This is a genomic window from Pantoea sp. AN62, from assembly GCF_050432985.1.
Classification (GTDB): domain Bacteria; phylum Pseudomonadota; class Gammaproteobacteria; order Enterobacterales; family Enterobacteriaceae; genus Pantoea; species Pantoea brenneri.
In genome coordinates, this window is sequence record NZ_JBNPYB010000009.1 from 111,924 (window position 1) to 134,721 (window position 22,798).

Annotated in this window: 22 protein-coding genes; 6 read left to right on the top strand and 16 right to left on the bottom strand. The window is 57.8% G+C overall.

The annotated features are described in order from the left end of the window. The 4 genes from prfB to xerD all read right to left on the bottom strand — a co-directional run bounded on the left by prfB (nt 1) and on the right by xerD (nt 4,671). A protein-coding gene (prfB, locus tag FHW04_RS12305; protein WP_122983627.1) for a peptide chain release factor 2 occupies nt 1–1,099 on the bottom strand; the annotation gives its coding sequence in 2 pieces (ribosomal slippage) (nt 1–1,023 and nt 1,025–1,099; 1,098 coding nt in all). A gap of 203 nt (nt 1,100–1,302) precedes the next feature. After that, a complete protein-coding gene (gene recJ / locus FHW04_RS12310; RefSeq protein ID WP_089561207.1) occupies nt 1,303–3,039 on the bottom strand; it encodes a single-stranded-DNA-specific exonuclease RecJ in 1,737 nt (578 codons plus the stop codon). Nucleotides 3,040–3,042: 3 nt separating this feature from the next. Beyond that, nucleotides 3,043–3,756 carry a bifunctional protein-disulfide isomerase/oxidoreductase DsbC gene (dsbC, locus tag FHW04_RS12315; protein WP_031376210.1) on the bottom strand — a complete coding sequence of 238 codons (714 nt, stop codon included), beginning with the start codon at nt 3,754–3,756 and terminating at the stop codon, nt 3,043–3,045. Nucleotides 3,757–3,777: 21 nt separating this feature from the next. After that, on the bottom strand, nt 3,778–4,671 hold the full coding sequence (xerD, locus tag FHW04_RS12320) for a site-specific tyrosine recombinase XerD (RefSeq protein WP_031376211.1): 894 nt from the start codon (nt 4,669–4,671) through the stop codon (nt 3,778–3,780). Between the two features lie 102 nt (nt 4,672–4,773). Here xerD and fldB point away from each other — a divergent pair, with 102 nt between their 5' ends. Next, nucleotides 4,774–5,292: a flavodoxin FldB gene (gene fldB / locus FHW04_RS12325; RefSeq protein WP_031376212.1), complete on the top strand. Its 519-nt coding sequence runs from the start codon at nt 4,774–4,776 to the stop codon at nt 5,290–5,292. Between the two features lie 70 nt (nt 5,293–5,362). Here the strand turns inward: fldB and FHW04_RS12330 are convergent, their stop codons facing one another. Then, a complete protein-coding gene (locus tag FHW04_RS12330; protein WP_031376213.1) occupies nt 5,363–5,773 on the bottom strand; it encodes a protein YgfX in 411 nt (136 codons plus the stop codon). Next, nucleotides 5,748–6,014 (bottom strand): FAD assembly factor SdhE, encoded by a 267-nt coding sequence (gene sdhE, locus FHW04_RS12335; protein ID WP_031376214.1) that lies wholly within the window; start codon nt 6,012–6,014, stop codon nt 5,748–5,750. The genes FHW04_RS12330 and sdhE overlap by 26 nt, the downstream gene beginning before the upstream one ends. Nucleotides 6,015–6,240: 226 nt before the next feature. Here sdhE and ygfZ point away from each other — a divergent pair, with 226 nt between their 5' ends. Beyond that, the gene (ygfZ, locus tag FHW04_RS12340) at nt 6,241–7,227 is read left to right on the top strand and encodes a tRNA-modifying protein YgfZ (protein WP_031376215.1); all 987 of its coding nucleotides are present in this window, start codon (nt 6,241–6,243) and stop codon (nt 7,225–7,227) included. Nucleotides 7,228–7,271: 44 nt separating this feature from the next. Here ygfZ and FHW04_RS12345 read toward each other — a convergent pair whose 3' ends face one another. The 7 genes from FHW04_RS12345 to FHW04_RS12375 all read right to left on the bottom strand — a co-directional run bounded on the left by FHW04_RS12345 (nt 7,272) and on the right by FHW04_RS12375 (nt 14,278). Beyond that, a complete protein-coding gene (locus tag FHW04_RS12345; protein WP_046289226.1) occupies nt 7,272–8,246 on the bottom strand; it encodes a sugar-binding transcriptional regulator in 975 nt (324 codons plus the stop codon). 122 nt (nt 8,247–8,368) lie between these two features. Next, entirely contained in the window at nt 8,369–9,226 is an 858-nt protein-coding gene (locus FHW04_RS12350; protein ID WP_089561208.1) for a phosphogluconate dehydrogenase C-terminal domain-containing protein, read from the bottom strand. A gap of 2 nt (nt 9,227–9,228) precedes the next feature. After that, entirely contained in the window at nt 9,229–10,038 is an 810-nt protein-coding gene (locus FHW04_RS12355) for a sugar phosphate isomerase/epimerase family protein (RefSeq protein ID WP_089561209.1), read from the bottom strand. Further along, nucleotides 10,035–10,814 (bottom strand): triose-phosphate isomerase family protein, encoded by a 780-nt coding sequence (locus FHW04_RS12360; protein WP_089561210.1) that lies wholly within the window; start codon nt 10,812–10,814, stop codon nt 10,035–10,037. Before FHW04_RS12360 ends, FHW04_RS12355 begins: the two co-directional genes overlap by 4 nt. 2 nt (nt 10,815–10,816) lie before the next feature. Next, entirely contained in the window at nt 10,817–12,562 is a 1,746-nt protein-coding gene (locus tag FHW04_RS12365; protein WP_089561211.1) for a dihydroxyacetone kinase family protein, read from the bottom strand. After that, on the bottom strand, nt 12,559–13,881 hold the full coding sequence (locus FHW04_RS12370) for an MFS transporter (protein WP_180217234.1): 1,323 nt from the start codon (nt 13,879–13,881) through the stop codon (nt 12,559–12,561). Before FHW04_RS12370 ends, FHW04_RS12365 begins: the two co-directional genes overlap by 4 nt. Then, on the bottom strand, nt 13,850–14,278 hold the full coding sequence (locus tag FHW04_RS12375) for a hypothetical protein (protein ID WP_128088266.1): 429 nt from the start codon (nt 14,276–14,278) through the stop codon (nt 13,850–13,852). Before FHW04_RS12375 ends, FHW04_RS12370 begins: the two co-directional genes overlap by 32 nt. A gap of 54 nt (nt 14,279–14,332) precedes the next feature. Between FHW04_RS12375 and rpiB the strand changes: the two genes are divergently transcribed. Together rpiB and tal are read left to right on the top strand one after the other, a co-directional pair. Further along, nucleotides 14,333–14,791, top strand: coding sequence for a ribose 5-phosphate isomerase B (gene rpiB / locus FHW04_RS12380; RefSeq protein ID WP_031375748.1), 459 nt, complete (start codon nt 14,333–14,335; stop codon nt 14,789–14,791). Nucleotides 14,792–14,933: 142 nt separating this feature from the next. Beyond that, nucleotides 14,934–15,884: a transaldolase gene (tal, locus tag FHW04_RS12385; protein WP_089561212.1), complete on the top strand. Its 951-nt coding sequence runs from the start codon at nt 14,934–14,936 to the stop codon at nt 15,882–15,884. Between the two features lie 31 nt (nt 15,885–15,915). On the opposite strand, the gene trhA is transcribed toward tal, so the two are convergent. Then, nucleotides 15,916–16,569 (bottom strand): PAQR family membrane homeostasis protein TrhA, encoded by a 654-nt coding sequence (trhA, locus tag FHW04_RS12390; RefSeq protein ID WP_089561213.1) that lies wholly within the window; start codon nt 16,567–16,569, stop codon nt 15,916–15,918. 166 nt (nt 16,570–16,735) lie between these two features. On the opposite strand from trhA, the gene FHW04_RS12395 reads away from it, so the two are divergent. Both FHW04_RS12395 and FHW04_RS12400 read left to right on the top strand, forming a co-directional pair. Continuing rightward, entirely contained in the window at nt 16,736–17,455 is a 720-nt protein-coding gene (locus FHW04_RS12395) for a MurR/RpiR family transcriptional regulator (protein ID WP_031375751.1), read from the top strand. Nucleotides 17,456–17,570: 115 nt separating this feature from the next. Continuing rightward, on the top strand, nt 17,571–19,010 hold the full coding sequence (locus FHW04_RS12400) for a 6-phospho-beta-glucosidase (protein WP_069728858.1): 1,440 nt from the start codon (nt 17,571–17,573) through the stop codon (nt 19,008–19,010). 38 nt (nt 19,011–19,048) lie between these two features. Here the strand turns inward: FHW04_RS12400 and FHW04_RS12405 are convergent, their stop codons facing one another. Continuing rightward, nucleotides 19,049–19,792 carry an SDR family oxidoreductase gene (locus FHW04_RS12405; RefSeq protein WP_046289229.1) on the bottom strand — a complete coding sequence of 248 codons (744 nt, stop codon included), beginning with the start codon at nt 19,790–19,792 and terminating at the stop codon, nt 19,049–19,051. A 75-nt stretch (nt 19,793–19,867) separates the two neighbouring features. Beyond that, complete coding sequence (gcvP, locus tag FHW04_RS12410) at nt 19,868–22,741, bottom strand: aminomethyl-transferring glycine dehydrogenase (RefSeq protein WP_046289230.1); 2,874 nt, start codon at nt 22,739–22,741, stop codon at nt 19,868–19,870. Nucleotides 22,742–22,798 lie beyond the last annotated feature (57 nt).

Genomic DNA, 22,798 nt, shown 5'->3' on the forward strand with positions numbered 1-22,798 from the left:
TTATAACCCTGCTTTTAAACTAGCTTCAATGAATCGATCCAGATCGCCGTCCAGCACCGCCTGGGTGTTGCGCGTTTCCACACCGGTACGCAGATCTTTAATGCGCGAATCGTCGAGCACGTAAGAACGGATCTGGCTGCCCCAGCCGATGTCGGACTTGTTGTCCTCCAGCGCCTGTTTCTCAGCATTTTTCTTTTGCATCTCAAGCTCGTACAGCTTCGCCTTCATCTGCTTCATCGCCTGATCTTTGTTCTTGTGCTGAGAACGGTCGTTCTGGCACTGGGTCACGGTGCCGGTCGGAATATGGGTAATACGTACCGCAGATTCCGTCCGGTTAACGTGCTGGCCGCCGGCACCGGAGGCGCGATAGACGTCAATGCGCAGATCGGCGGGGTTGATGTCGATATCAATATCGTCATCCACTTCCGGATAGATAAAGGCTGAGCTGAAGGAGGTGTGACGACGACCGCCGGAGTCGAACGGGCTCTTACGCACCAGGCGATGCACGCCGGTTTCGGTACGCAACCAGCCAAAGGCGTAATCGCCTGACACACGAATGGTCACGGATTTAATACCCGCCACTTCGCCTTCAGACTCTTCAATAATTTCAGTTTTGAAGCCACGGGCTTCAGCCCAACGCAGATACATACGCATCAGCATGCTGGCCCAGTCCTGCGCTTCGGTACCGCCGGAGCCCGCCTGCAGATCGATATAACAGTCGGCGCTGTCGTACTCACCGGAGAACATGCGGCGGAATTCGAGTTCGCCCAGTTTGCTTTCGAGGCCATCCAGCTCGGCCACCGCTTCGTTGAACGTCTCTTCGTCGTCCGCTTCGACTGCCAGCTCCAGCAGACCCTGGACATCTTCCAGGCCTTGCGTCATCTGATCGAGAGTGTCAACAATCGCTTCAAGCGAGGAGCGCTCTTTGCCCAGTGCCTGGGCGCGTTCCGGTTCGTTCCACACGTCTGGCTGTTCCAGCTCGGCGTTTACTTCTTCGAGGCGTTCTTTCTTGGCATCGTAGTCAAAGATACCCCCGAAGAACGTCGCTGCGCTCACTGAGGTCCTGAATACGGTTTTTGACCGGGTTGATTTCAAACATGGCTTTAGCGTCTTTTTTGCGTTCGATGGGACAGGAAAATTAACGCATAAGTTTACCCGAAACTGACGACAGTTTGTAGCGCTGATGCGGTGGTGGCGCGGCGATCGATTAACCGCGTGGCGAGTGGTGTTTCACCAGAGGAAAAGAAGGCGGTCCTGAGCCCGGCGGGCGGCCGCGCGCTGCCGCACGACCGCCGCCAGAGGTCAGTTAATCGGCCAGAGATGATCAATGATCAGCTGCACCGAACGGTTCCCGCGATATTCATTGATATCCAGTTTGTAGGCCAGCTCGACCTGACGTACGCTGGTGTCGGGCCACAGTGTGGTATCGACATTGAAGGCGATGCCATCAATCAGCGGGCCGCCGCCCAGCGGTTCCACCATCACTTTCAGATGCCGCTCGCCGACCAGCCGCTGCTGTAACAGCTTAAATTTGCCGTCGAACGCTGGCTCCGGGAACGCCTGGCCCCAGGGACCCGCTTCACGCAGCATCTCAGCGGTCTGCAGGGAAAATTCCTGCGGCTGCAGCGCGCCATCGGACCAGATGATGCCCTGCAGCGAGTCGCCATCCAGCCATTCGCCGACCAGTTCGGCAAAACGCTGGCGAAACTCCTCATAGCGTGCGGTTTCCAGCGACAGTCCCGCCGCCATTGCATGGCCGCCAAACTTCAGCATCAGCCCTGGATTCAGCGTATCGAGCCGCTCCAGCGCATCACGCAGATGCAGACCGGCAATCGAGCGGCCGGAGCCTTTCAGCGTGCCGTCACCGGCTGGCGCAAAGGCAATCACCGGGCGATGGAAGCGCTCTTTCAGCCGCGAGGCCAGAATCCCGACCACGCCCTGATGCCACTCCGGATGATAAAACGCCAGCCCCAGCGGCAGGTCGCTCTGTTCACGTTCCAGCGCCTGACACAGTGCCAGCGCTTCGCTCTGCATGCCCTGCTCAATCTCTTTACGCGTCTGATTCAGCGCATCCAGTTCGCTGGCTAACATCCGCGCCTGGCTGAGATCGTCGGTCATCAGTAACGCCACCCCGACTGACATATCATCCAGCCGCCCTGCCGCATTGAGCCGTGGTCCAAGCGCAAAGCCGAGATCGCTGGCCGCCAGCTGGCGCGCATCGCGGTTGGCAATCTCCAGCAGCGCACGAATGCCGGGACGGCATTTACCGGCGCGAATCCGGCTCAGTCCCTGCCACACCAGAATGCGGTTATTGACGTCGAGCGGCACCACATCGGCTACCGTGCCAAGCGCCACCAGATCCAGCAGTTCAGCCAGATTGGGTTCGCTGCGGGTTGTGCCAAACCAGCCCTGCGTCCGCAGATAAGCGCGCAGGGCCAGCATCAGATAGAAGGCGACGCCGACACCGGCCAGCGCGCGGGAAGGAAAATTGCAGTCCGCCAGGTTAGGATTGACGATCGCTTCCGCCGCCGGCAGGGTCTCACCCGGCAGGTGGTGATCGGTGATCAGCACCGGAATGCCGTGCTGATGTGCACATTTCACGCCAGCATGCGACGAGATGCCGTTATCCACCGTCAGGATCATCGCCGCACCGCGCGCACGCGCCTGTTCAACCACTTCCGGGCTGAGACCATAGCCATCTTCGAAGCGGTTCGGCACCAGATACTGCACGTTGCTGCCGCCCATGCTGCGCAGCGCCATCACCGTCAGCGCGGTACTGGTCGCGCCGTCGGCATCAAAATCGCCCACCACCATAATGCGACGGCCATCGAGCAGCGCCTGATGCAGCAACGCTACCGCGCTATCGATTCCGCTCAGCGCCTGGAACGGCAGCAGGTTTTTCGCGCCGCGCTCCAGCTCAGCCGCGTCGCGTACCCCGCGCTGCAGATAAAGACGTTTCAGCAGCGGCGGCAGGGTTGCCGGCAGCGCATCTTCGACCGTCACCTCACGGCGACGCAGTTCCACTTCGTTTTTTACCACCGATTAACCACCACGTTTTTGATTATCCAGTACCTGCTTCAGCTCCTGCGGACCCTGATAGCCCGGAATCATCATGCCGCTGTCGGTCAGGATGGCTGGCGTGCCCTGAATGCCAAACAGCACCCCGAGCTTGTAATGCTGTTCAATATTGATTTTGCAGCTGTCAGGCGCGGTCATTTTCGGCGCATCGCCCTTCATCGCATCATCAAAGGCTTTATTACGATCGGCGCTGCACCAGATCGCTTTCATCGCGCCTTCAATCTGACCATGCAGTCCTTCACGTGGGAACGCCAGGTAGCGCACGGTGATACCCAGCGCATTGTAGTCCGCCATCTGCTCATGCAGTTTGCGGCAGTAGCCACAGGTAATGTCGGTAAACACCGTCACCACATGCTGCTCTTTCGGCGCTTTGTAGACGATCATTTCCGGCACCAGCGCCTCGACTTTTTTATCGAGCAGCTTATTGGTTACGTTGACCGGTTGCGCACCGCTGACGTCATACAGCGGGCCCTGAATCATGTGTTTGCCATCATCGGTCACGTAGAGCACGCCGCTTTCCGACAGCACGGTTTTAAAGCCCGGCAGCGGCGATGAGGTAATCTCAGTCTGATTTAAGCCGAGCTTTTTCAATGATTGCTGAATGGCGCTGTCATCGGCCTGTGCCAGACCGGAAAAGGCACTGGCTAACAGCGCCAGCATGGCAAAATGCTTGTTCATCTCTTTCCTTATTCCCGCAGATCAGGCCCGCGGATGATGTTGTTGATGCAACTGACGCAGGCGCTCGGTGGCGACATGCGTATAAATTTGGGTGGTGGAGAGATCGCTGTGTCCCAGCAACATCTGTACGACACGCAGATCGGCACCGTGGTTCAGCAGATGGGTAGCAAACGCATGGCGCATCACATGGGGCGACAATTTTTCACTGTCGATGCCGGCCAGCGTGGCGTAATGCTTGATGCGGTGCCAGAAGGTCTGCCGCGTCATCTGCTGCGCCCGGTTGCTCGGGAACATCACGTCCAGCGTCTGTCCGTTGAGCAACCACGGACGCCCATGTTCCAGATAATGCTCCAGCCAGTAAACCGCTTCTTCACCTAACGGCACAAGTCGCTCTTTATCGCCTTTGCCGATTACCCGCACCACACCCTGGCGCAGGCTGATATCACTCAGCGTCAGGCCGACCAGCTCAGAAACACGCAAACCGGTGGCGTAGAGTAACTCCAGCATCGCTTTGTCGCGCAGCTCCAGCGGGATGTCGATATTTGGTGCCTGTAGCAAGCGTTCAACCTGCGCTTCACTGAGATCTTTCGGCAGCCGCTGCGGCAGTTTTGGTGCCGATAACAGCGCACTGGGATCGTCAGCGCGCAGCTTCTCGCGGTAGAGGTATTGAAACAGGCGGCGCATAGCGCTCAGCAGCCGGGCTGAACTGGTCGCCTTGTAACCGCCCTCCAGCCGCTCGGCCAGAAACTGCTGCAGATCCAGCGGCATCACGCTGAGCAGCGTCAGGTTATGATGCGCCAGCCAGCTGGTCAGCGTCTGGAGATCCTGGCGATAGGAGGAGAGAGTATTCTGCGCCAGATTGCGTTCAATCCAGAGCGCATCGAGAAACTGTTCAGTCAGTTCGCTGTCTTGCACGTTATCCCCGCCGTTCGCTGTAAAATCATGCTCATTATGCCTGATTCAACGGCGCTTCTGGTACAATTGCGCCAAAGTCAGTATTTACAGAGTGTTATCTGCATGAAAATCGGCCTTTTTTACGGTTCCAGCACCTGTTACACCGAAATCGTAGCGGAGAAAATTCGCGATTTTATTGGCGAAGAGCTGGTCACCCTGCACAACGTCAAAGATGACGATCCGCGCCTGATGGAACAGTACGATCTGCTAATCATGGGCATCCCGACCTGGGATTTTGGCGAGTTGCAGGAGGACTGGGAAGCGATCTGGCCACAGCTGTCGACCCTGAATCTGCGCAATAAGATTGTGGCGCTGTATGGTATGGGCGATCAGATTGGCTACGGTGAATGGTTCCTTGATGCGCTCGGTATGCTGCATGAGCTATTGCAGCCGATGGGGGTGCGTTTTGTGGGTTACTGGCCGCTGGAAGGGTATGAGTTCACCAGCCCGAAACCGCTCAGTGCCGATGGGAAGCAGTTTGTCGGTCTGGCGCTCGATGATGTGAATCAGTTTGAGGTCACCGACGAGCGCGTCGAGCAGTGGTGCGAGCAGGTGTTAACGGAAACCGCCGAACTGCTGTAATCGCAAAACGGTGTGGTCCGGCAGGTGGCTTTTGGCCCTGACGCCGCAACTGATGCCGCTAGTGACGCCGTCAGTGTTGCACCTCGCTGAAACAGCAGGCGCGTAACGCCCGCCATTCGCCAGGCTGCATATTGTCCTGCATCAGCCACCAGCGCAGCGTCTTGCCCTGCTCGCTTTTCGCCACCAGCAGCACGCCAAACGGCAACCAGCGCAGCGGCTGAGTCGGCCGCCAGCGTGTACCCTGCCAGCACCAGATTTGCGCACTTTCCCGTTGAAGCGAACCGCGCCGCTGACTGAGCCGTCGATGATTACGCCAGCCTTCGGCCAGCAGCAGTCCGATCATCGCCAGTTTAATCAGCCATCCGCTGACCGGCAACGTCAGCAGCAATAGAGCCGTTACCGTCACCCCCAGCCAGACGCCCAGCAGGCCGCGCGCCAGGCGGGATGGCCGCAGCTTACATTGCCACGGGGCCGCGTTCACGGTTACGCTGCTGAATCAGGTTAACCATCCGCTTCAGTTCAGGATCGCTGGGTTCACCGTGGTTCATCAACCAGTTAAACAGGTCGGGATCGTCACTCTTCAGCAGCGCGATAAACACCTGCTTATCGGTGTCGTTCAGGCTGTCATATTCATATTTAAAGAACGGCATAATAGCGACATCCAGCTCCAGCATGCCACGGCGGCAGGCCCACTGAATACGTGATTTATCATTGATATCCATGCGTCAGTTTCCACAGTTCACAACATGGCGGCTAGTGTAACCTGGATTGTGGCGGGCTGCAGGCGCAGCGCAACACACTGTGCAATCGGCCGCAAAGCAAGCCGCATTTTTTCAGGGTTATCACGCGATTTGTGCGCCGTTATCGGTAAACAGGTTGCATTGCCAGTCGGCTCTTTTAACATTGAGGATATCTTTTCGGATGAACCCTCTTACTCAGGATATCTCCATGCCAACCTTTACCTTACCGCCGCGCCAGCCTGCAGCCTCGTCCCGTCTGCCGTTAACGCTGATTTCACTGGATGCCTGGGCGCTGGTTTCCGTCTTCGGTCCCGACAGCACCTCCTACCTGCAGGGTCAGCTGACGCTGGACGTCGCCGCGCTGGATGCTGCGCACCATCTGCCCGCCGCCCACTGTGATGCTAAAGGCAAGATGTGGAGCAACCTGCGTCTGTTCCATCGTGGCGAAGGCTACGCCTACCTGGTTCGTCGTGAACTGCGCGACACCCAACTGAGCGAATTAAAGAAATATGCGGTGTTCTCTAAAGTGACGCTGGCGGCCGACGATGAGGCAGTGTTACTCGGCGTGGCTGGTTTTCAGGCACGCGCTGCGCTGGCCAACCTGTTTGAACAGCTGCCCGACAGCGAAACCCCGGTGGTGCAACAGGGAGAAACGACGCTGCTGTGGTTCGCGCATCCGGCAGAGCGTTTCCTGATCGTTACCTCGCTGGCCCAGGCCGAATCACTGCAGCAGAAACTGGCGGATGATGCACAGTTAAATGATAGTCAGCAGTGGCTGGCGCTGGACATTGAAGCCGGCATTCCGGTGATTGATCCCGCCACCAGCGTGCAGTTTATTCCCCAGGCCACCAACCTGCAGGCGCTGGACGCCATCAGCTTTAAAAAAGGCTGCTATACCGGTCAGGAGATGGTGGCGCGGGCCAAATACCGCGGTGCGAACAAACGCGCGCTCTACTGGCTGGCGGGCCAGGCCAGCCATCTGCCAGCGGCAAATACGGCGCTGGAACTCCGGATGGGTGAGCGCTGGCGTCGTACCGGCAGCGTGCTGGCGGCAGTGCAGCTGGATGACGGTGTCAGTTGGGTGCAGGTGGTGATGAATAACGATCTGGAGCCGGATAGCGTGCTGCGGGTTGAGGGTGATGAAGGCGGACAGCTGACGATTCAGCCGCTGCCCTACTCGCTGCAGGAAGAGTAACCACTCAGGCACGCAGCCGCATAAGCTGCGTGCCTGCCCGGCGATTACTCCGTTTTCTGCGTCATGTTCAGCAGGGTGCGGATGTTTTGCGCCGTGGTGGCGATAATGTCGATGGCACCGGTACGCAACGCACCGAGAATCGCCATGGCTTTGGTGTTCTCTGAGGCGATGGCGATAACGCAGGGGATCTTGCGCAGCTCATCAATGCTCAGACCAATCACCCGATCGTTCATTACGGTATCGACGTGCTGTCCCTGCGAATTGAAAAAATCGTAGCCGGCAATATCGCCCGTCACGCCCTGATTCAGACTGGCGTCGATAATTTCATGCGGCGTAAACCAGCCTAATTTCACCATATAGCTGTTTTCATTCATGTCGCCAATGCCGACCAGGGCAAAGTCGGCTTTGCGCGCCCGATCCAGCGTCTCTTTAATCGTGCCGTTTTGCATAAACGCCTCTTTCAGCGCCCGATCTTCAACATAAGCCGGGGCGTAGAGCGTTTCGCTGATGCCACCAAATTTTTTCGCCAGACGACGGCTGATATGGTCGGCATTGATCGCATCACCGGGGCGGTGCGTGCCGCCGATACCGCTGATAAAGTGACAGTTACGCGTCGGTACCTGACCCGGATGGTCGGCGACAGCCGCCACATTGCGTCCCTGCCCGACCGCCACGACCGAATTCTCTTTAAGTGATTGCTCCAGCCAGGAGGAGACCAGCGCCGCCACCTGACGTCGCTGCTCATCGTTGTCCTGCAGGTCGAGGGCGATCAGCGCGCGCTGTAAGTGGGGGAAGCGGTCAAGCAGCTGTTGCTCAAGACGGGTACTGAACACCGGGTGATAACGCACGTTGATTTCAACAATGCCCTCTTCCCTGGCGCGCTTCAGCAGCCGTCCGACTTTGATGCGTGAAATGCCAAACTTACGCGCAATCTCTTCCTGGGTAATTTCGTCCTGATAATAGGCGACTGCGATTTCGGTCAGCAGTTCGGAGTCCTGAGAAAGCGTGTGTTTTTCCATGCGTTATCTGTCTCGCAGTGAGTTACCTGACTAAGCACAGGCGTTTCAGGAGGGAATTTATACCATTGATACGGCTCACCTCGCCAGGCATTGACGCGGCGAGCCGCTAGCAGTGTCACAGATTAGCGACGAATCGCGTCGATTTTCAGCATGCGGGCAATCACGATATCCAGCTCTTTCTGCTCGAAAATCTGCTTCCAGTCAGGCTTCACAATCTTCTCGCGTCCATACTCCATGGCGATCATGCAGGCATCAGAGAACGGATTGGTGGCGCGGAACGCCACCGCCAACGCAATCTGGATATGCCCGTAGAGCATCGCCTTTGCGGCCTCTTCCGGTACGCCACTGTGCTTAACCGTTTCGTCCAGCGCCTCTTTCATAAAGGCCCCGACCATGCAGGCAACGGTCTCCACCAGCGTCGGCTCAAGGTAGGCCAGCTGCGTTACGGTCACCCAGTGCACCTGCTCCACCGGACCATACATCACGCGGATAACCTTGCTGAGTTCGTCACGCTGCGCATCACTGCCCGCTTCCCAGGCGGCGGCCACATGCTGAATAGCTGCAATTCCGCCAAACGCGTCGGCGTGCTCTTCTTTGGTGTAGCGCTCAAGGAAGACGGACGGGTGACACGGATGCGCCACCGCATAGTCGATATCGTCACGCTGGAAGATCAGGTTGGCATAAGCGGCCGCCGGATCGAGCGTTAACAGTACCGCGCCTGGCTTCATTTGCGGCACGACCGCTTCAGAGACCTTACCCAGCACGATGTCCGGCACCGCCAGAATGACGACGTCGCTTAACGGCACCACCGAATCGGCATCCGAAAGCTCACGGCCCTGTTGAGTAACCTGCTGCTGTGCAGCGGGTGAATTCTCACAGTAAAAGACCTGGTAATCGCTTTTCTGGAAGTTGGCTGAAATGCGCATGCCCATTTTGCCGCCGGCGCCAATCACAGTAAGGGTTTTCAGTTGATTCATTATTATTACTCCCGATTTTGTTTACTACGTAAGAATTCCACGCTGCGCGCTGTCCACTCCGCCTCACGCTGACAGGTGGTAGCGGCGTCCTCCTGCCATGGCAACCAGTGTTCAATAATCTGGTTAATGCCCCTTTCGGCCGGGCGCACGCTGGCGATCATCTGGTCATAATCCAGTAAGCCTTCGCCCATCGGGCAACCGGCATAGGTAAAGCCAACCCAGCCGTCACGCCGGGTAAAGGCAAAGTCTTTGATGTGAAGATTGCCGACACGTGCCGCAGTCTGCGCGATAACCTGTTCAGGTAACTCCAGCCCGGCGACGCAGTTGGCCGGATCGAGACAGACCGCCAGCCACGGCGATGAAAAGCGGTTAATCACTGACATCAGGTCAGCGGTTTTGACCTGCTCGTAGGTTTCAAGACATAGGCGCACCTGCTGACGTGCATAGTCCGGCAGCACGCTGGCGATCAGCTGTGCCGCTTGCTCAAGCGACGGCCGATGGCTGGCGGTATAAAACATGGAGCGCACCACCTGCGCGTCGAGCAGCTGTGCCAGCTGCAGATAGCGTTGCAGATGGGCGGTATCCAGCCCGCGAGTCCCCAGCTCCAGCGTGATGCCCAGCGCATCAGCCCGCTGACGCAACCGTTGCAGGTCAGCATCCGACCAGCTCTCAATCGCCGGATAATCACAAATCTGGAACAGCGACAAATCCAGCGCGGCGGTCTGCTCCAGCATCTGCTCCAGCGTCAGCGGCTGCGGGACACGCTCTGACATGCGCCAGAAAAAGGCATAGGTGCTGAGTCCGATCTGGCTCATGAGAGACGCTCCGCCAGCAACGCGCTGGCCTCATCGATAATCTGCGCCAGCGCGGCAGGATCATGGGCAAAGCGGCCGAGGAACAGGCCGTCAACCGCGCCGCCAAGGCGCTGAATCAAGCCGGGGCCGGCGCTGCCGCCGTAGATCACCTGCAGGGTAATACCCGCAGGCGACGGCAGCTCGCGTAACCCTTCACAGACCGCGCGGATGTAGTGATCCGGAGCCGGTTGCGGTGCGCCAATCGCCCACTGTGGTTCCCAGGCGAAAAATAGCGTACCGGTCAGCCCCTGCTGCTGCGCCAGCGACAGCGCCTCGGCCAGCTGCTGCTGACACAGGGCGATCGCCTGTGACGGCTCACCCTGTTGCGTTTCACCGATGCACAACACCGGGGTCAGGCCGTGGCGGAGCGACATCGCCACCTTGGCGGCAATCTGCGCGGCATCTTCATGGAAATGGCGGCGGCGTTCGGCGTGACCAATCTCAGCCAGGCTGCAGCCGAGTTCCTGCAACATGCTGGCACTGACTTCGCCGGTCCAGGCACCGTTTTCGGCCTGGCAAACATCCTGGCCGCCAACGCGCACCGGGGTATCGGCAAAGATAGCGGCAACCGCCGGAATCGCCGGATAGGCAGGCAGGACGAACAGCCCGATATCGCCACGCTGAATCGCCGGATGTCGACGCGCCAGCGCGGCGACTTCGTGGCACCAGTCGAGAGTTTGCTGGTAGCTGAAGTACATTTTCAGGCTGACACCCAGCCACAGAGCAGGTTGTGTCATGCTCAGACTCCCTGCCCGGCGGTCGCGTGATCTTTCAACAAATCAGCCACCGTATTAACAATCATTGCCAGCGAAATGGCGCCTGCATCGGGCGTACCGAGACTTTTTTCGGCCAGCGGACGGGCGCGACCCATTTTAGGCAGCAGTTGTGCCGTGGCCTGCGCCGCCTGGTCAGCCACGCGCGCAGCTTCGTGCCAGGCGTCCGTCAGCGAGGCACCGCGTGCGACGGCCGCATTCAGGCTGTCGCTGAACGGCACCAGCACATCAACCATGGTCTTGTCGCCGACCCGCGCTTTACCAAAGTGCTGAATCCCTTCCTGCGCCTGTCGTACGCCTCTGGCGATTCGCGCAGCGTCCGGCGTCTGATTATCACCGATAGCGGTTCCGATGGCGGTCAGCGCTACGCCCCACAGTGCGCCAGAGGTGCCGCCCGCTTTGTCTGCCCAGGCATCCGCAGCACGGCATAACAGCGTGCCGGCACCGGCGCCCCGGGCTGCGACCTGACGCGCCTTTTCCACCGCGCCCAACACGCCGCGTTCCATGCCGATGCCGTGATCGCCATCGCCGGCGACCGCATCAATATCTCCCAGTTTTTCGGCGTTGCGTTGCAGCATCGTGGCCACCGCCTCCAGCAGTTGCAGCACCTGTTGTGCGCTCTGCTGTGAGACGGCGCTGGCGACAGGCAAACTCTCTTCCGCCTGCGCCTGCGTGGCCTCCTGACCCAGCGGTTCGGCAACGATAACGCTGCCTTTGCGATAGGCCGGCGCATTCGCCGGGGCGCGCCAGAAGGTTTCCAGCTCATCATCCAGCCACATCAAGGTCAGTGAGGCACCGGCCATATTGAAGCTGGTGACGAATTCACCGACGTCCGGCTCGACGATCTGCAGCCGCGCCGCCTCAAGCAGTTGCGCCACCCGCCGGTAGACCACAAACAGCTCTTCATATTTCACCGTGCCGAGACCGTTAAGAATTACCGCCACCCGCTGTCCCGCCGTCTGGCTGACGCCCGGCGGCAGTTCGCTGAGCAGCCGGCTGACAAAGATGTCAGCCATCTCATCGGCGGTTGGCACCTCCGTCTCTTTGATGCCCGGTTCGCCATGAATCCCCAGGCCCAGCGCCATCCGCCCTTTTTCAACTTCAAACAGCGGATGTGATGCGCCGGGTAAGGTACAGCCAGAAAATGCCACGCCAAATGAACGGGTGCGGTTATTGGCATGCTGCGCCACCCGCAGCACCTCCGGCAGCGCATAGCCTGCTTCTGCGGCGGCACAGGCGACTTTGAATACCGTCAGATCCCCCGCCACCCCGCGCCGCTTTTCAATCTCGTCGATGCCGGCGCTGGAAATGTCGTCGGTGACCGCCAGAATGTCGCACGGAATACCCTCGCCGCGCAGACGCTCACAGGCCTGACCGAAATGCAGCACGTCACCGGCGTAGTTGCCGAACATCAGTAATACGCCGCCGCCATTGTTTGCCGCGCGGGCCACATTATAAATTTGCTGCGCCGACGGCGAGGCGAACAGGTTGCCCATTGCCGCGCCGTGCGCCAGACCCTGCCCAACCAACCCGGCGAACGCCGGATAGTGGCCGGAGCCACCGCCGACCACCACCGCCACGCTGCCCGGCTGGCTGCGGGTGTTGCGTACCACTCCGCCAGGCACCTGACGCACTTTATCGGCATTGGCGGCCACAAAGCCTTCGATCAGTTCAGCCGCGAAGGCTGAAGGTTGGTTAAACAGGTAAGTCATGGTAATTGCTCCTGTGCTAGAGAGGTCGGTTCCTGCTGGCGACTGCGATTCAGCAACAGCATCAGCACCGCTGACAGCAGCATAAATCCGCCCACCACAAACATCGGTACGGTGTAGCTGCTGGTTGCATCGTGCAGCGCGCCAGTGATATAGCCCGCCGAGAAGCCTGCGACATTGCCCAGCGTATTGATCAGGGCGATAGCGGCCGCGGCAGAGGCACCGGTCAGAAACTGCGTCGGTAAGGTCCAGAAATTGGGTAAGGCGGCAAAGATCGAGCTGGCGGTAATCGCAATCACCATGATGGTGGTGAACGGTGAGTCCATGAACAGCGCCAGCGGCACGCTGATACCACCTGCCACCGCCGGGATAGCGATATGCCAGGTTTTGCAGCCACGACGTGAGGCGTCACGGGACCAGAAGAACATCACGACCGCCGCAATCAGATAAGGGACGCCGGTGATCAACCCTTTCTGCATCACATTGAAGGTGGTGCCGAACTGCTGCTGGAAGCCGCCGATGATAGTCGGCAGGAAGAAAGCCAGCGCGTACAGGCCATAGATAAAACCGAAGTAGATCAGACACAGCATCCAGACCCGACCATTACCCAGAATGCTGCGGACGCCCTGGTGTCCGGTGTGCTGCTTGGCCTGATGCTCAGCATCCAGCTCACGGGTCAGCCAGTTTTTCTCATCCGCCGTCAGCCATTTCGCCTGCCGCGGTGAATCCACCAGCCAGAACAGCGCCACAATGCCGATCAAAATCGCCGGAATCGAGACGCCGAGGAACATCACGCGCCAGCCAGCCAGTCCAAACAGGCCATGCTGTTCAATGAAGGACGCTGCCAGCGGTGCGCCAAATACCACGGTCAGCGGCTGCGCCAGGTAAAAAAGTGACAGGATTTTGCTGCGATGGCGCGCCGGTACCCACATGCTGAGATAGAGGATTGCGCCCGGGAAAAAGCCCGCCTCGGCGATGCCCAGCAGCAGGCGCAGGGTATAGAGCCCATTAATGCTGCTGACCCAGGTGAACAGCAGCGACACGATGCCCCAGCTGATCATGATGCGCGCCAGCCATCTGCGGGCACCAAAGCGATGCAGGGCCAGGTTGCTCGGCACTTCCAGCAGGATATAGCCGATGAAAAAGATACCGGAGGCGAGGCCGAACTGTACGGCAGTCAGGCCGAGGTCCTGCGTCATGCCATTCGGCCCGGCGAACGAAATTGCCGTACGGTCGAGGAAGTTGATAAAAAACATCAGGGCGACGAACGGCACCAGTCGCCAGGAGATCTTACGAATCGCGGATTGCTCCACTGCGGTCATTGTGGTTTGGGTCACGACGCACCTCCGGTCCGGGCGCGATGAAAGAGAGTGTCAGGTGTTGGCAACGCACGCGGTGCATTGTCGAAGCAGGTGCAAAAAACAGAGCCTGGGTAATCCATGTGCGAGTCCTCGATGGGTCTTCTTGTACATTGGTATCACTACGCGAACAAATGAACAGTACACGTATAATTGAGCAGCTCTCAACTGCAACAATGAGATCTGTGATCCTCTTCAAACGAATTAAATCTGGTGCACTTTTCAGATAAAACGCCGAAAGCGCCGCGCTGTGCGGCGTGAAGGCCGCCTTTGCCTGCGCTTCACGGTCGAATTGCCTTTCCAAACAAATGAAATAGACTTGAACATATGAACAGAAGTGTGTCAGGCTGATGCTGAACATTTTTGCGCCTGCTGTTGCATGGCGGGCTGAGCGGGTAACTTGCTGGAGAAGACGATGAAAACGATCGCGATTGGCGCCGATGATGCGGCGATTGAGCTGAAAAACCTGATTAAACGTCATCTGGAAGAGAAGCAGTACGAAGTGGTGGATTACAGCAATGACGCCCGTAATGACCGGCCGATGTATCCGGATGTGGCGTTTGCGCTGGCAACCGCTATCCAGCAGGGGAAATATGAGCGTGGAATTCTGCTGTGCGGCACCGGAATCGGGGTGGCGATTGTCGCCAACAAAGTCCCCGGCGTCCGTGCGGCCCAGTGCCACGACACCTTCTCTGCTGAGCGCGCCCGTAAAAGTAACAATGCCCAGGTGATGACGATGGGCGCACGCGTGGTCGGGCCGGAGCTGGCGAAAAGTATCGTCAACGCCTGGCTGGCGTCAGAATTTGAAGCCGGCGGCTCGAGCGCTAAAGTCGATAAAATTGAGTACTACGAGCAGGCCAGCCTGAATAAGTAAGCCGCCTTTGCTGTGCGGGCGAAGTCAGTCAACTCAGGGCTTCGCCCGATCCCCCTTACCGACACCACCAGAAATGCGACGCTGCTTTCGCAGGGAAAAGTGTGCCCGCCATGGCGCTGCAGACCTGATTATGGAGTGAAAAATGAACCCCTTAGAGGCGTTGAAACAGTACACCACCGTGGTCGCCGACAGCGGCGATATCGAGGCGATACGTCGCTATCATCCGCAGGATGCCACCACTAATCCGTCACTGATTCTGAAAGCGGCGACCCTGAGCCGCTACCAGCCACTGATTGAAGAGGCGGTGAATTACGCCAGAACACAGGGCGGCAGTAAACAGACGCAGATCATCAATGCCTGCGATCGGGTGGCGGTCAATCTGGGCGTGGAGATCCTGAAAAGCGTGCCGGGCCGGGTTTCGACCGAGGTCGATGCGCGGCTCTCATTTGACCGCGGCATGTGCGTCACCCGGGCTGAAAAGCTGGTGCGGATGTATGAACAGCAAGGCGTCGACCGCTCACGTATTCTGATTAAGCTGGCATCAACCTGGGAAGGGATCCGTGCGGCTGAAACGCTGGAGCGCAACGGCATTCAGTGCAACCTGACGCTACTGTTTTCCTTCGCTCAGGCGCAGGCCTGTGCCGAAGCCGGGGTGTTCCTGATTTCGCCGTTTGTCGGACGCATCTCTGACTGGCATCACAGCCGCAATCCGCAGGCGGAATACACAGCGCAGCACGATCCGGGCGTGGTATCGGTTCGCAATATTTACCACTACTACAAATCTCACCGCTATCAGACGGTGATTATGGGGGCCAGCTTTCGTAAAACCGAACAGATCCTGGCCCTGGCCGGTTGCGATCGGCTGACCATCTCGCCTGAGCTGCTGCAGAGCCTGGAAAGCAGTAATTTGCCGGTGACGCGCCAGCTGACGCCTTCGACTGCGGTGTCGAATCCGCCCTCGCCTCTGACGGAAGCGCAATTTCGCTGGCTGCATAATCAGGACGCGATGGCGGTCGATAAGCTGGCAGAAGGCATCCGCCAGTTCGCACTCGATCAGCAAAAGCTGGAAGATATGCTCGCGTCACAGCTCTGATCGCGGCCAGGCGGAGGATCGCTCCGCCTGGCTATCCGACATAAAAGTAAATCGCGCAGAAGTGACAGACACAGCCGCCCAGTACAAACCCGTGCCAGATAGCATGATTGAATGGAATGCGGCGCGCGACGTAGAAAATGACCCCAAGCGAATAGATGATGCCGCCGATTGCCAGCAGCCAGATACCGCCGGGTGCCAGCGTCATCGCCAGCTGATACACCACGATCAGCGACAGCCAACCCATGCAGAGATAGGTTACCAGCGACAGCACTTTAAAGCGGTGCGCAATGGTCAGCTTAAAGATGATGCCGGCCAGTGCCAGGCTCCAGATCACCACCATCAGACCGTAGGCCAGCGGCGACCTCAGGCCCACCAGCAGGAAAGGCGTATAGGTGCCGGCAATCAACAGGTAGATAGCGCAGTGGTCCAGCTTTTTCAGCCAGGGTCTGGCCCGTCCGTTGGGAATGGCGTGATAGAGCGTTGAGGCCAGGAACAGCAAAATCATGCTGCCGCCGTACAGGCTGTAGCTGGTGATCGCCATGGCATCTGCGCCCGTATCCCTCGCCTGGTTAAGCATTAATACCAGTGCGACAACGCCAAACAGACAGCCCAGCCCATGACTGATGCTATTGGCAATTTCCTCGGTCAGTGAGTAGCCCGTTGAGGGTAAACGCGTGGTGGTCATAAGGTGTCCTGAAAGTGAAGCGATAAAAAAAACCTTATCCAGAGTAGCCAACATCGGTTTCGGTGTACACATGTACGCTGAAATTAATCTGTGAAACCTTGTAACGGGCAAACCAGCCGATGAATCTGGTAAACTGCGGGCTGGTCAACTGTACAATGAGCCACCCATGTTTTCGCACCGCGATCTCGCCCGCCTTAACGACCTGGAAATGCAGGTTTATCAGTTCATCATCAAACATCGTGAACGTGTCAGCTATATGACCATTCGCGAGCTGGCCGAGCAGGCCGCGGTCTCCACCACTACCGTGCTGCGATTTTGCCGCAAGATGCACTGTGAAGGCTGGTCGGAATTCCGTATCCGGCTACGGTTAACCGAGCAGCAGACTGCGCCGCAGGTTAATACCGCCAGCGTCAATGAGATGCTGAGTTTTTTTAAAAGTATTAATAACCCGGAGTTCGAGCAGATCATTGCCCAGGCGGCGCAAAAGATTAATCGGGCGGAGCGGGTATTTTTTATTGGCGTCGGCACCTCAGGCAGCCTGGCAAAATATGGCGCCCGTTTCTTTTCCAATTTGGGTAAATTCAGCCACGCGATTGACGATCCCTATTATCCGGTCAGCCCTGATCTGTATGAAAATGCGATTGCGATTATTTTATCCGTCTCCGGCGAGACCGAAGAGATCCTGCGCATTGCCAGCCAGTTCAGCCTCAACAAGTGCAAAATCATTGCCATCACTAACACCGAGAGCTGCTCGCTGGCGAAAATGAGTGATTTCAGCCTCTGCTATCACGTCCCGATTATTCGGATGGCTGATAATTCAGACATTACGACGCAGGTGCCGGTCACCTATATTATTGAAGCGATTGGCCGCCAACTGGGTAAATAAAACAGCCTGTTTTTCTGATGTAACAGATCACATTACTGGCGCGCTGTTATATCGTGACTTTCATTATTGCCTTGCTAAACTCATTCCAATTTCAATATCCGTAATGGGGTGAAGCATGAGTGCAGAATTGCAGTTACCAAAAGGGTTTCTTTGGGGCGGAGCGGTGGCAGCGCATCAGGTTGAAGGCGGCTGGGATCAGGGCGGCAAAGGCGTCAGCATCGCTGATGTGCTGACCGGCGGTTCACACGGCGTCGATCGGGTGATTACCGACGGTGTCCAGCCCGGCAATTTCTATCCTAACCATCAGGCCGTTGAGTTCTACTCACACTATAAACAGGATGTCGCGCTGTTTGCCGAAATGGGCTTCAAATGCTTCCGCACCTCAATTGCCTGGACCCGCATCTTCCCGAATGGCGACGAGCAACAGCCAAACGAGGCTGGCCTGCAATTCTACGACGATCTGTTTGATGAACTGCTGAAGTACGGCATTGAACCGGTCATCACCCTCTCCCACTTCGAAATGCCCTATCACCTGGTGAAACAGTACGGCGGCTGGCACAACCGCAAAGTGGTCGATTTCTTTGTGCGTTTCAGCGAAGTAGTGCTGAATCGCTATAAAAACAAAGTGAAATACTGGATGACCTTTAACGAGATCAATAACCAGCGCAACTGGCAATATCCGCTGTTTGGTTACTGCTGCTCTGGGGTGATCTTTACCGAGCATGAGAAGCCTGAGCAGGCGATGTATCAGGTAATGCACCACCAGTTTGTCGCCAGCGCTAAGGTGGTCAAACTCGGTCATGCTATTAATCCTGACTTCCGGATTGGCTGTATGATCGCCATGGTGCCGGTCTACCCATTCTCCTGTCATCCTGATGATGTGGTGCTGGCGCAGGAAGCGATGCATCAGCGTTACGTGTTCAGTGATGTGCAGATGCGCGGCTACTATCCGACCTACACGCTGAAAGAGTGGGCGCGTAAAGGCTATGAGATCCAGATGGAAGCGGAGGACGCCGACACGCTGCGTGAAGGCTGTGCGGACTACGTCGGTTTCAGCTATTACATGAGTAATGCCGTGAAGACTGATGCCAGCGGCGTGGACGATCCGATCACCGGTTTCGAAGGCGTGGTAAAAAATCCACACGTTAAAGCGTCAGACTGGGGCTGGCAGATTGACCCGGTCGGCCTGCGTTACGCGCTTAACGAGCTGTATGAGCGTTATCAGAAACCGCTGTTTATCGTAGAAAACGGTTTTGGCGCAATCGACAAGCCAAACGACGCGGGCGTGATTGAAGATGATTACCGTATCGATTATCTGCGCGCCCACATCGAAGAGATGAAAAAGGCGGTGACGCACGACGGCGTGGAATTAATGGGCTATACGCCGTGGGGCTGCCTGGATTGCGTCTCCTTTACCACCGGCCAGTACGATAAGCGTTACGGCTTTATTCACGTCAATAAAAACGACGACGGCAGCGGCGATTTCTCCCGTTCGAAGAAGAAAAGCTTTAACTGGTATCAGCAGGTCATCGCCAGCAACGGCGAAAACCTGTAACGGATGACGCCGCGGCTGAAAAGCGGCGGCGCTGTCGGTTAGCGTCCGCCGGCGGCATCAATGATGCTGCCGGTGACATAAGAGGCCGCCTCGCTGGCCAGCCAGACGATCGCTTCTGCCACCTCCTCTGCCTGCCCGCCGCGGCCCATCGGGATTACACTGGCGAGGCGATCAACCCGGCCTGCTTCACCCCCGTCGGCATGCATCTCGGTATAAATGAATCCCGGACGAACCCCATTTACCCGAATCCCCTGCTGCGCGACTTCCAGCGATAACCCTTTGGTCAGCGTATCCATCGCCCCTTTAGAGGCGGCGTAATCGACGTACTCTCCCGGTGCGCCAAGCCGTGAGGCGGCTGACGAGACGTTAACAATCGCGCCGCCCTGACCGCCGTGATGGGTGCCCATACGTTTTACTGCTTCGCGGCTGCAGAGAAAGGTGCCGATGACGTTAGTGGCAAACACTTTGTGCAGGCGTGCTGCATCCAGCTGCTCGACCCGGCACTGCTGAAACAGAATCCCGGCGTTATTGACCAGCAGCGTCAGCGGCGCTGGCTGTTGATCGAGCTGCGCAAACATCGCCATCACCTGGGCTTCATCAGCAATATCTGCCTGCAGCGCAAAGGCCTCGCCGCCCTGCTGCTGAATCTCTGTCACCACCTGCTGTGCTTCTGCCTCGCGCTGGCGATAATTGACCGCCACCCGATAGCCTCTGGCCGCCAGTAATAACGCCGTGGCGCGTCCGATACCGCGGCTGCCGCCGGTAACCAGTGCTAATTTCATTTCGCCTCCAGATAAAAAAGGGCCGACGAATCGGCCCTGCTCAGGTTTGTTTAGCGGCTATGCGATTGGCGTGAGTTACTGATAATCGCTCATCGGTACGCAGGAGCAGAACAGATTGCGGTCACCAAACACATCATCCAGACGTTTTACCGTCGGCCAGTATTTGTTGTGGCTGCCCGCCGGGAAAACCGCCAGTTCACGGCTGTAAGGATGCGTCCACTCGCTGACGATTTCCAGTTGGGTATGCGGCGCATTCACCAGTGGGTTGTCTTCCAGCGGCCATTCGCCCGCCGCGACCCGGTCGATCTCCATACGAATAGAGAGCATCGCATCAATAAAGCGGTCCAGCTCGATTTTGCTTTCCGATTCGGTCGGCTCCACCATCAGCGTGCCCGCGACCGGGAACGACATGGTTGGCGCATGGAAACCGTAGTCGATCAGGCGTTTGGCAATATCCAGTTCGCTGATGCCGGTCTGCTCTTTCAGTGGCCGGATATCAAGAATACATTCGTGCGCCACCCGACCATCACGGCCGGTATAGAGCACCGGATAGGCGGACTGCAAACGACTGGCAATATAGTTGGCATTCAGGATCGCGACTGAACTGGCCTGCTTCAGCCCTTCTGCTCCCATCATGCGGATGTACATCCAGCTGATCGGCAGAATAGAGGCGCTGCCAAACGGGGCCGCTGACACCGCTCCCTGCTGGGTTAATACGCCATCGATCTGCACCACGCTATGGCCCGGAACAAACGGTGCCAGATGCGCTTTTACGCCAATCGGCCCCATTCCCGGTCCGCCGCCGCCGTGCGGGATACAGAAGGTTTTATGCAGGTTAAGGTGCGAGACATCCGCGCCAATATAGCCTGGCGTGGTGATACCGACCTGGGCATTCATGTTTGCGCCGTCGAGATAAACCTGACCGCCGTACTGATGCACAATCTGGCAGACTTCGCGGATGGTCTCTTCATAAACGCCGTGTGTTGACGGATAGGTCACCATGATGCAGGAGAGTTTATCGCCCGCCTGTGCCGCTTTCTCACGCAGATCGCCGAGGTCGATGTTGCCCTGTTTGTCACAGGCCACCACTACCACATCCATGCCGGCCATCTGGGCCGACGCCGGATTGGTGCCGTGCGCCGAGCTGGGGATCAGGCAGAGGTGACGGTCGCCCTGATTGCGGCTTTCATGATAACGACGAATTGCCAGCAGACCGGCATATTCGCCCTGTGCACCAGAGTTCGGCTGCATGCAAAGCGCATCGTAACCGGTGAGCTGCACCAGCCACTGTGACAGCTGACCGATCATCTGCAGATAACCGCTGGCCTGTTCTGCCGGGCAGAACGGGTGCAGTTCGGCAAATTCCGGCCAGGTAATCGGGATCATTTCTGCCGCGGCGTTGAGCTTCATGGTGCAGGAGCCCAGAGGGATCATCGCCTGATTCAGCGCCAGATCCTTTTTCTCCAGGCTGTGCATGTAGCGCATCATCTCTGTTTCACTGTGATGACGGTTGAACACCGGATGGGTCAGAATATCGCTGTGGCGCTGCAAACCGGCTGGAATCGACTGGCTCTCCAGTGCGACTTCGCTGTCGAGCTTATCCAGATCCAGGCCGTGCGCATCGCCCAGCAGAATGGCGAACAGCGCCAGAATATCTTCACGACGGGTGGTTTCATCCAGCGTGATGCCAACAGCATGGTGAATATCGCTTCGCAGGTTGACGCCAAAGCTCTGAGCGCGGTTCAGGACCGCCGCTTTGTCTGTTACTTCAACCGTCAGCGTATCGAACCAGTGCTGATGACGCAGCGTCAGGCCGCCTTGTTGCAAGCCCGCCGCCAGAATGTTGGTAAAACGATGAATACGTGAGGCAATGCGTTTCAGTCCGGCCGGACCGTGGAATACCGCATACAGGCCAGCGATATTCGCCAGCAGCACCTGTGAGGTACAGATGTTGGAGTTGGCCTTTTCACGACGGATATGCTGTTCACGGGTCTGCATCGCCATGCGCAGCGCGGTATTACCGGCGGCATCGCGGGAGACGCCGATGATGCGCCCCGGCATTGAACGTTTATGCTCATCGCGGCTGGCGAAGAAGGCCGCATGAGGGCCACCGTACCCCATCGGCACGCCGAAGCGTTGTGCCGAGCCAAAGACAATATCGGCACCCTGCTTGCCTGGCGCTTCCAGCAGGACCAGCGACATGAAATCCGCTGCGACGCTGACCACCACTTTGCGGGCTTTCAGTCCGGCAATCAGCGCGCTGTAATCGTGCGCTTCACCGGTGGTGCCAACCTGTTGCAGCAGCACGCCAAACAGATCGTCATGATCCTGCGCTTTTTCAGCCCGATCGATAATCAGTTCAAAGCCAAAAGTTTCGGCACGGGTCCGCACCACATCCAGCGTTTGCGGATGAATATCATCGGCAATAAAGAATTTGTTGGCATTTTTCAGCTTGCTGACGCGTCTGGCCATCGCCATCGCTTCTGCCGCAGCGGTCGCTTCGTCCAGCAGCGAGGCCGAGGCGATATCCATGCCGGTCAGATCGAGGGTCACCTGCTGGAAGTTTAACAACGCCTCCAGTCGTCCCTGCGAAACTTCCGGCTGATACGGAGTATACGCGGTGTACCAGCCTGGGTTTTCCAGCATATTGCGCAGGATAACCGGTGGGGTGATCACCGCGCTATATCCCATCCCGATCCAGGATTTGTAACGCAGATTCTGGCTGGCAATCGCTTTCAGTTCAGCCAGCGCCTGTTGTTCCGTCGCCGCTTCACCCACGGCTGGCGGGCCGGGCAACTGAATGTCGGCCGGGACAATCGTGCCGATTAACGCCTCCAGCGAGGGGGCGCCAATCGCCTCAAGCATCATCGCTTGCTGCTCGGGTGAAGGACCGATATGGCGCTCAATGAATGCACCGTTGTGTTCAAGCTGGCTGAGAGTCTGAGTCATTAGCAGTAAATCCTGAATCGGGCTGGGGAACAGAGAGTGCAAACAGAAATCTGCGGC

Excerpts from the sequence above, each read along its gene's own strand:
- dsbC (WP_031376210.1), bottom strand. The coding sequence starts at position 3,756 with ATGAACAAGCATTTTGCCATGCTGGCGCTGTTAGCCAGTGCCTTTTCC.
- fldB (WP_031376212.1), top strand. The coding sequence starts at position 4,774 with ATGAAAATCGGCCTTTTTTACGGTTCCAGCACCTGTTACACCGAAATC.
- sdhE (WP_031376214.1), bottom strand. The coding sequence starts at position 6,014 with ATGGATATCAATGATAAATCACGTATTCAGTGGGCCTGCCGCCGTGGC.
- ygfZ (WP_031376215.1), top strand. The coding sequence starts at position 6,241 with ATGCCAACCTTTACCTTACCGCCGCGCCAGCCTGCAGCCTCGTCCCGT.
- FHW04_RS12345 (WP_046289226.1), bottom strand. The coding sequence starts at position 8,246 with ATGGAAAAACACACGCTTTCTCAGGACTCCGAACTGCTGACCGAAATC.
- FHW04_RS12355 (WP_089561209.1), bottom strand. The coding sequence starts at position 10,038 with ATGAGCCAGATCGGACTCAGCACCTATGCCTTTTTCTGGCGCATGTCA.
- FHW04_RS12360 (WP_089561210.1), bottom strand. The coding sequence starts at position 10,814 with ATGACACAACCTGCTCTGTGGCTGGGTGTCAGCCTGAAAATGTACTTC.
- FHW04_RS12365 (WP_089561211.1), bottom strand. The coding sequence starts at position 12,562 with ATGACTTACCTGTTTAACCAACCTTCAGCCTTCGCGGCTGAACTGATC.
- FHW04_RS12370 (WP_180217234.1), bottom strand. The coding sequence starts at position 13,881 with ATGACCGCAGTGGAGCAATCCGCGATTCGTAAGATCTCCTGGCGACTG.
- FHW04_RS12375 (WP_128088266.1), bottom strand. The coding sequence starts at position 14,278 with ATGTTCAGCATCAGCCTGACACACTTCTGTTCATATGTTCAAGTCTAT.
- rpiB (WP_031375748.1), top strand. The coding sequence starts at position 14,333 with ATGAAAACGATCGCGATTGGCGCCGATGATGCGGCGATTGAGCTGAAA.
- tal (WP_089561212.1), top strand. The coding sequence starts at position 14,934 with ATGAACCCCTTAGAGGCGTTGAAACAGTACACCACCGTGGTCGCCGAC.
- trhA (WP_089561213.1), bottom strand. The coding sequence starts at position 16,569 with ATGACCACCACGCGTTTACCCTCAACGGGCTACTCACTGACCGAGGAA.
- FHW04_RS12395 (WP_031375751.1), top strand. The coding sequence starts at position 16,736 with ATGTTTTCGCACCGCGATCTCGCCCGCCTTAACGACCTGGAAATGCAG.
- FHW04_RS12400 (WP_069728858.1), top strand. The coding sequence starts at position 17,571 with ATGAGTGCAGAATTGCAGTTACCAAAAGGGTTTCTTTGGGGCGGAGCG.
- FHW04_RS12405 (WP_046289229.1), bottom strand. The coding sequence starts at position 19,792 with ATGAAATTAGCACTGGTTACCGGCGGCAGCCGCGGTATCGGACGCGCC.
- gcvP (WP_046289230.1), bottom strand. The coding sequence starts at position 22,741 with ATGACTCAGACTCTCAGCCAGCTTGAACACAACGGTGCATTCATTGAG.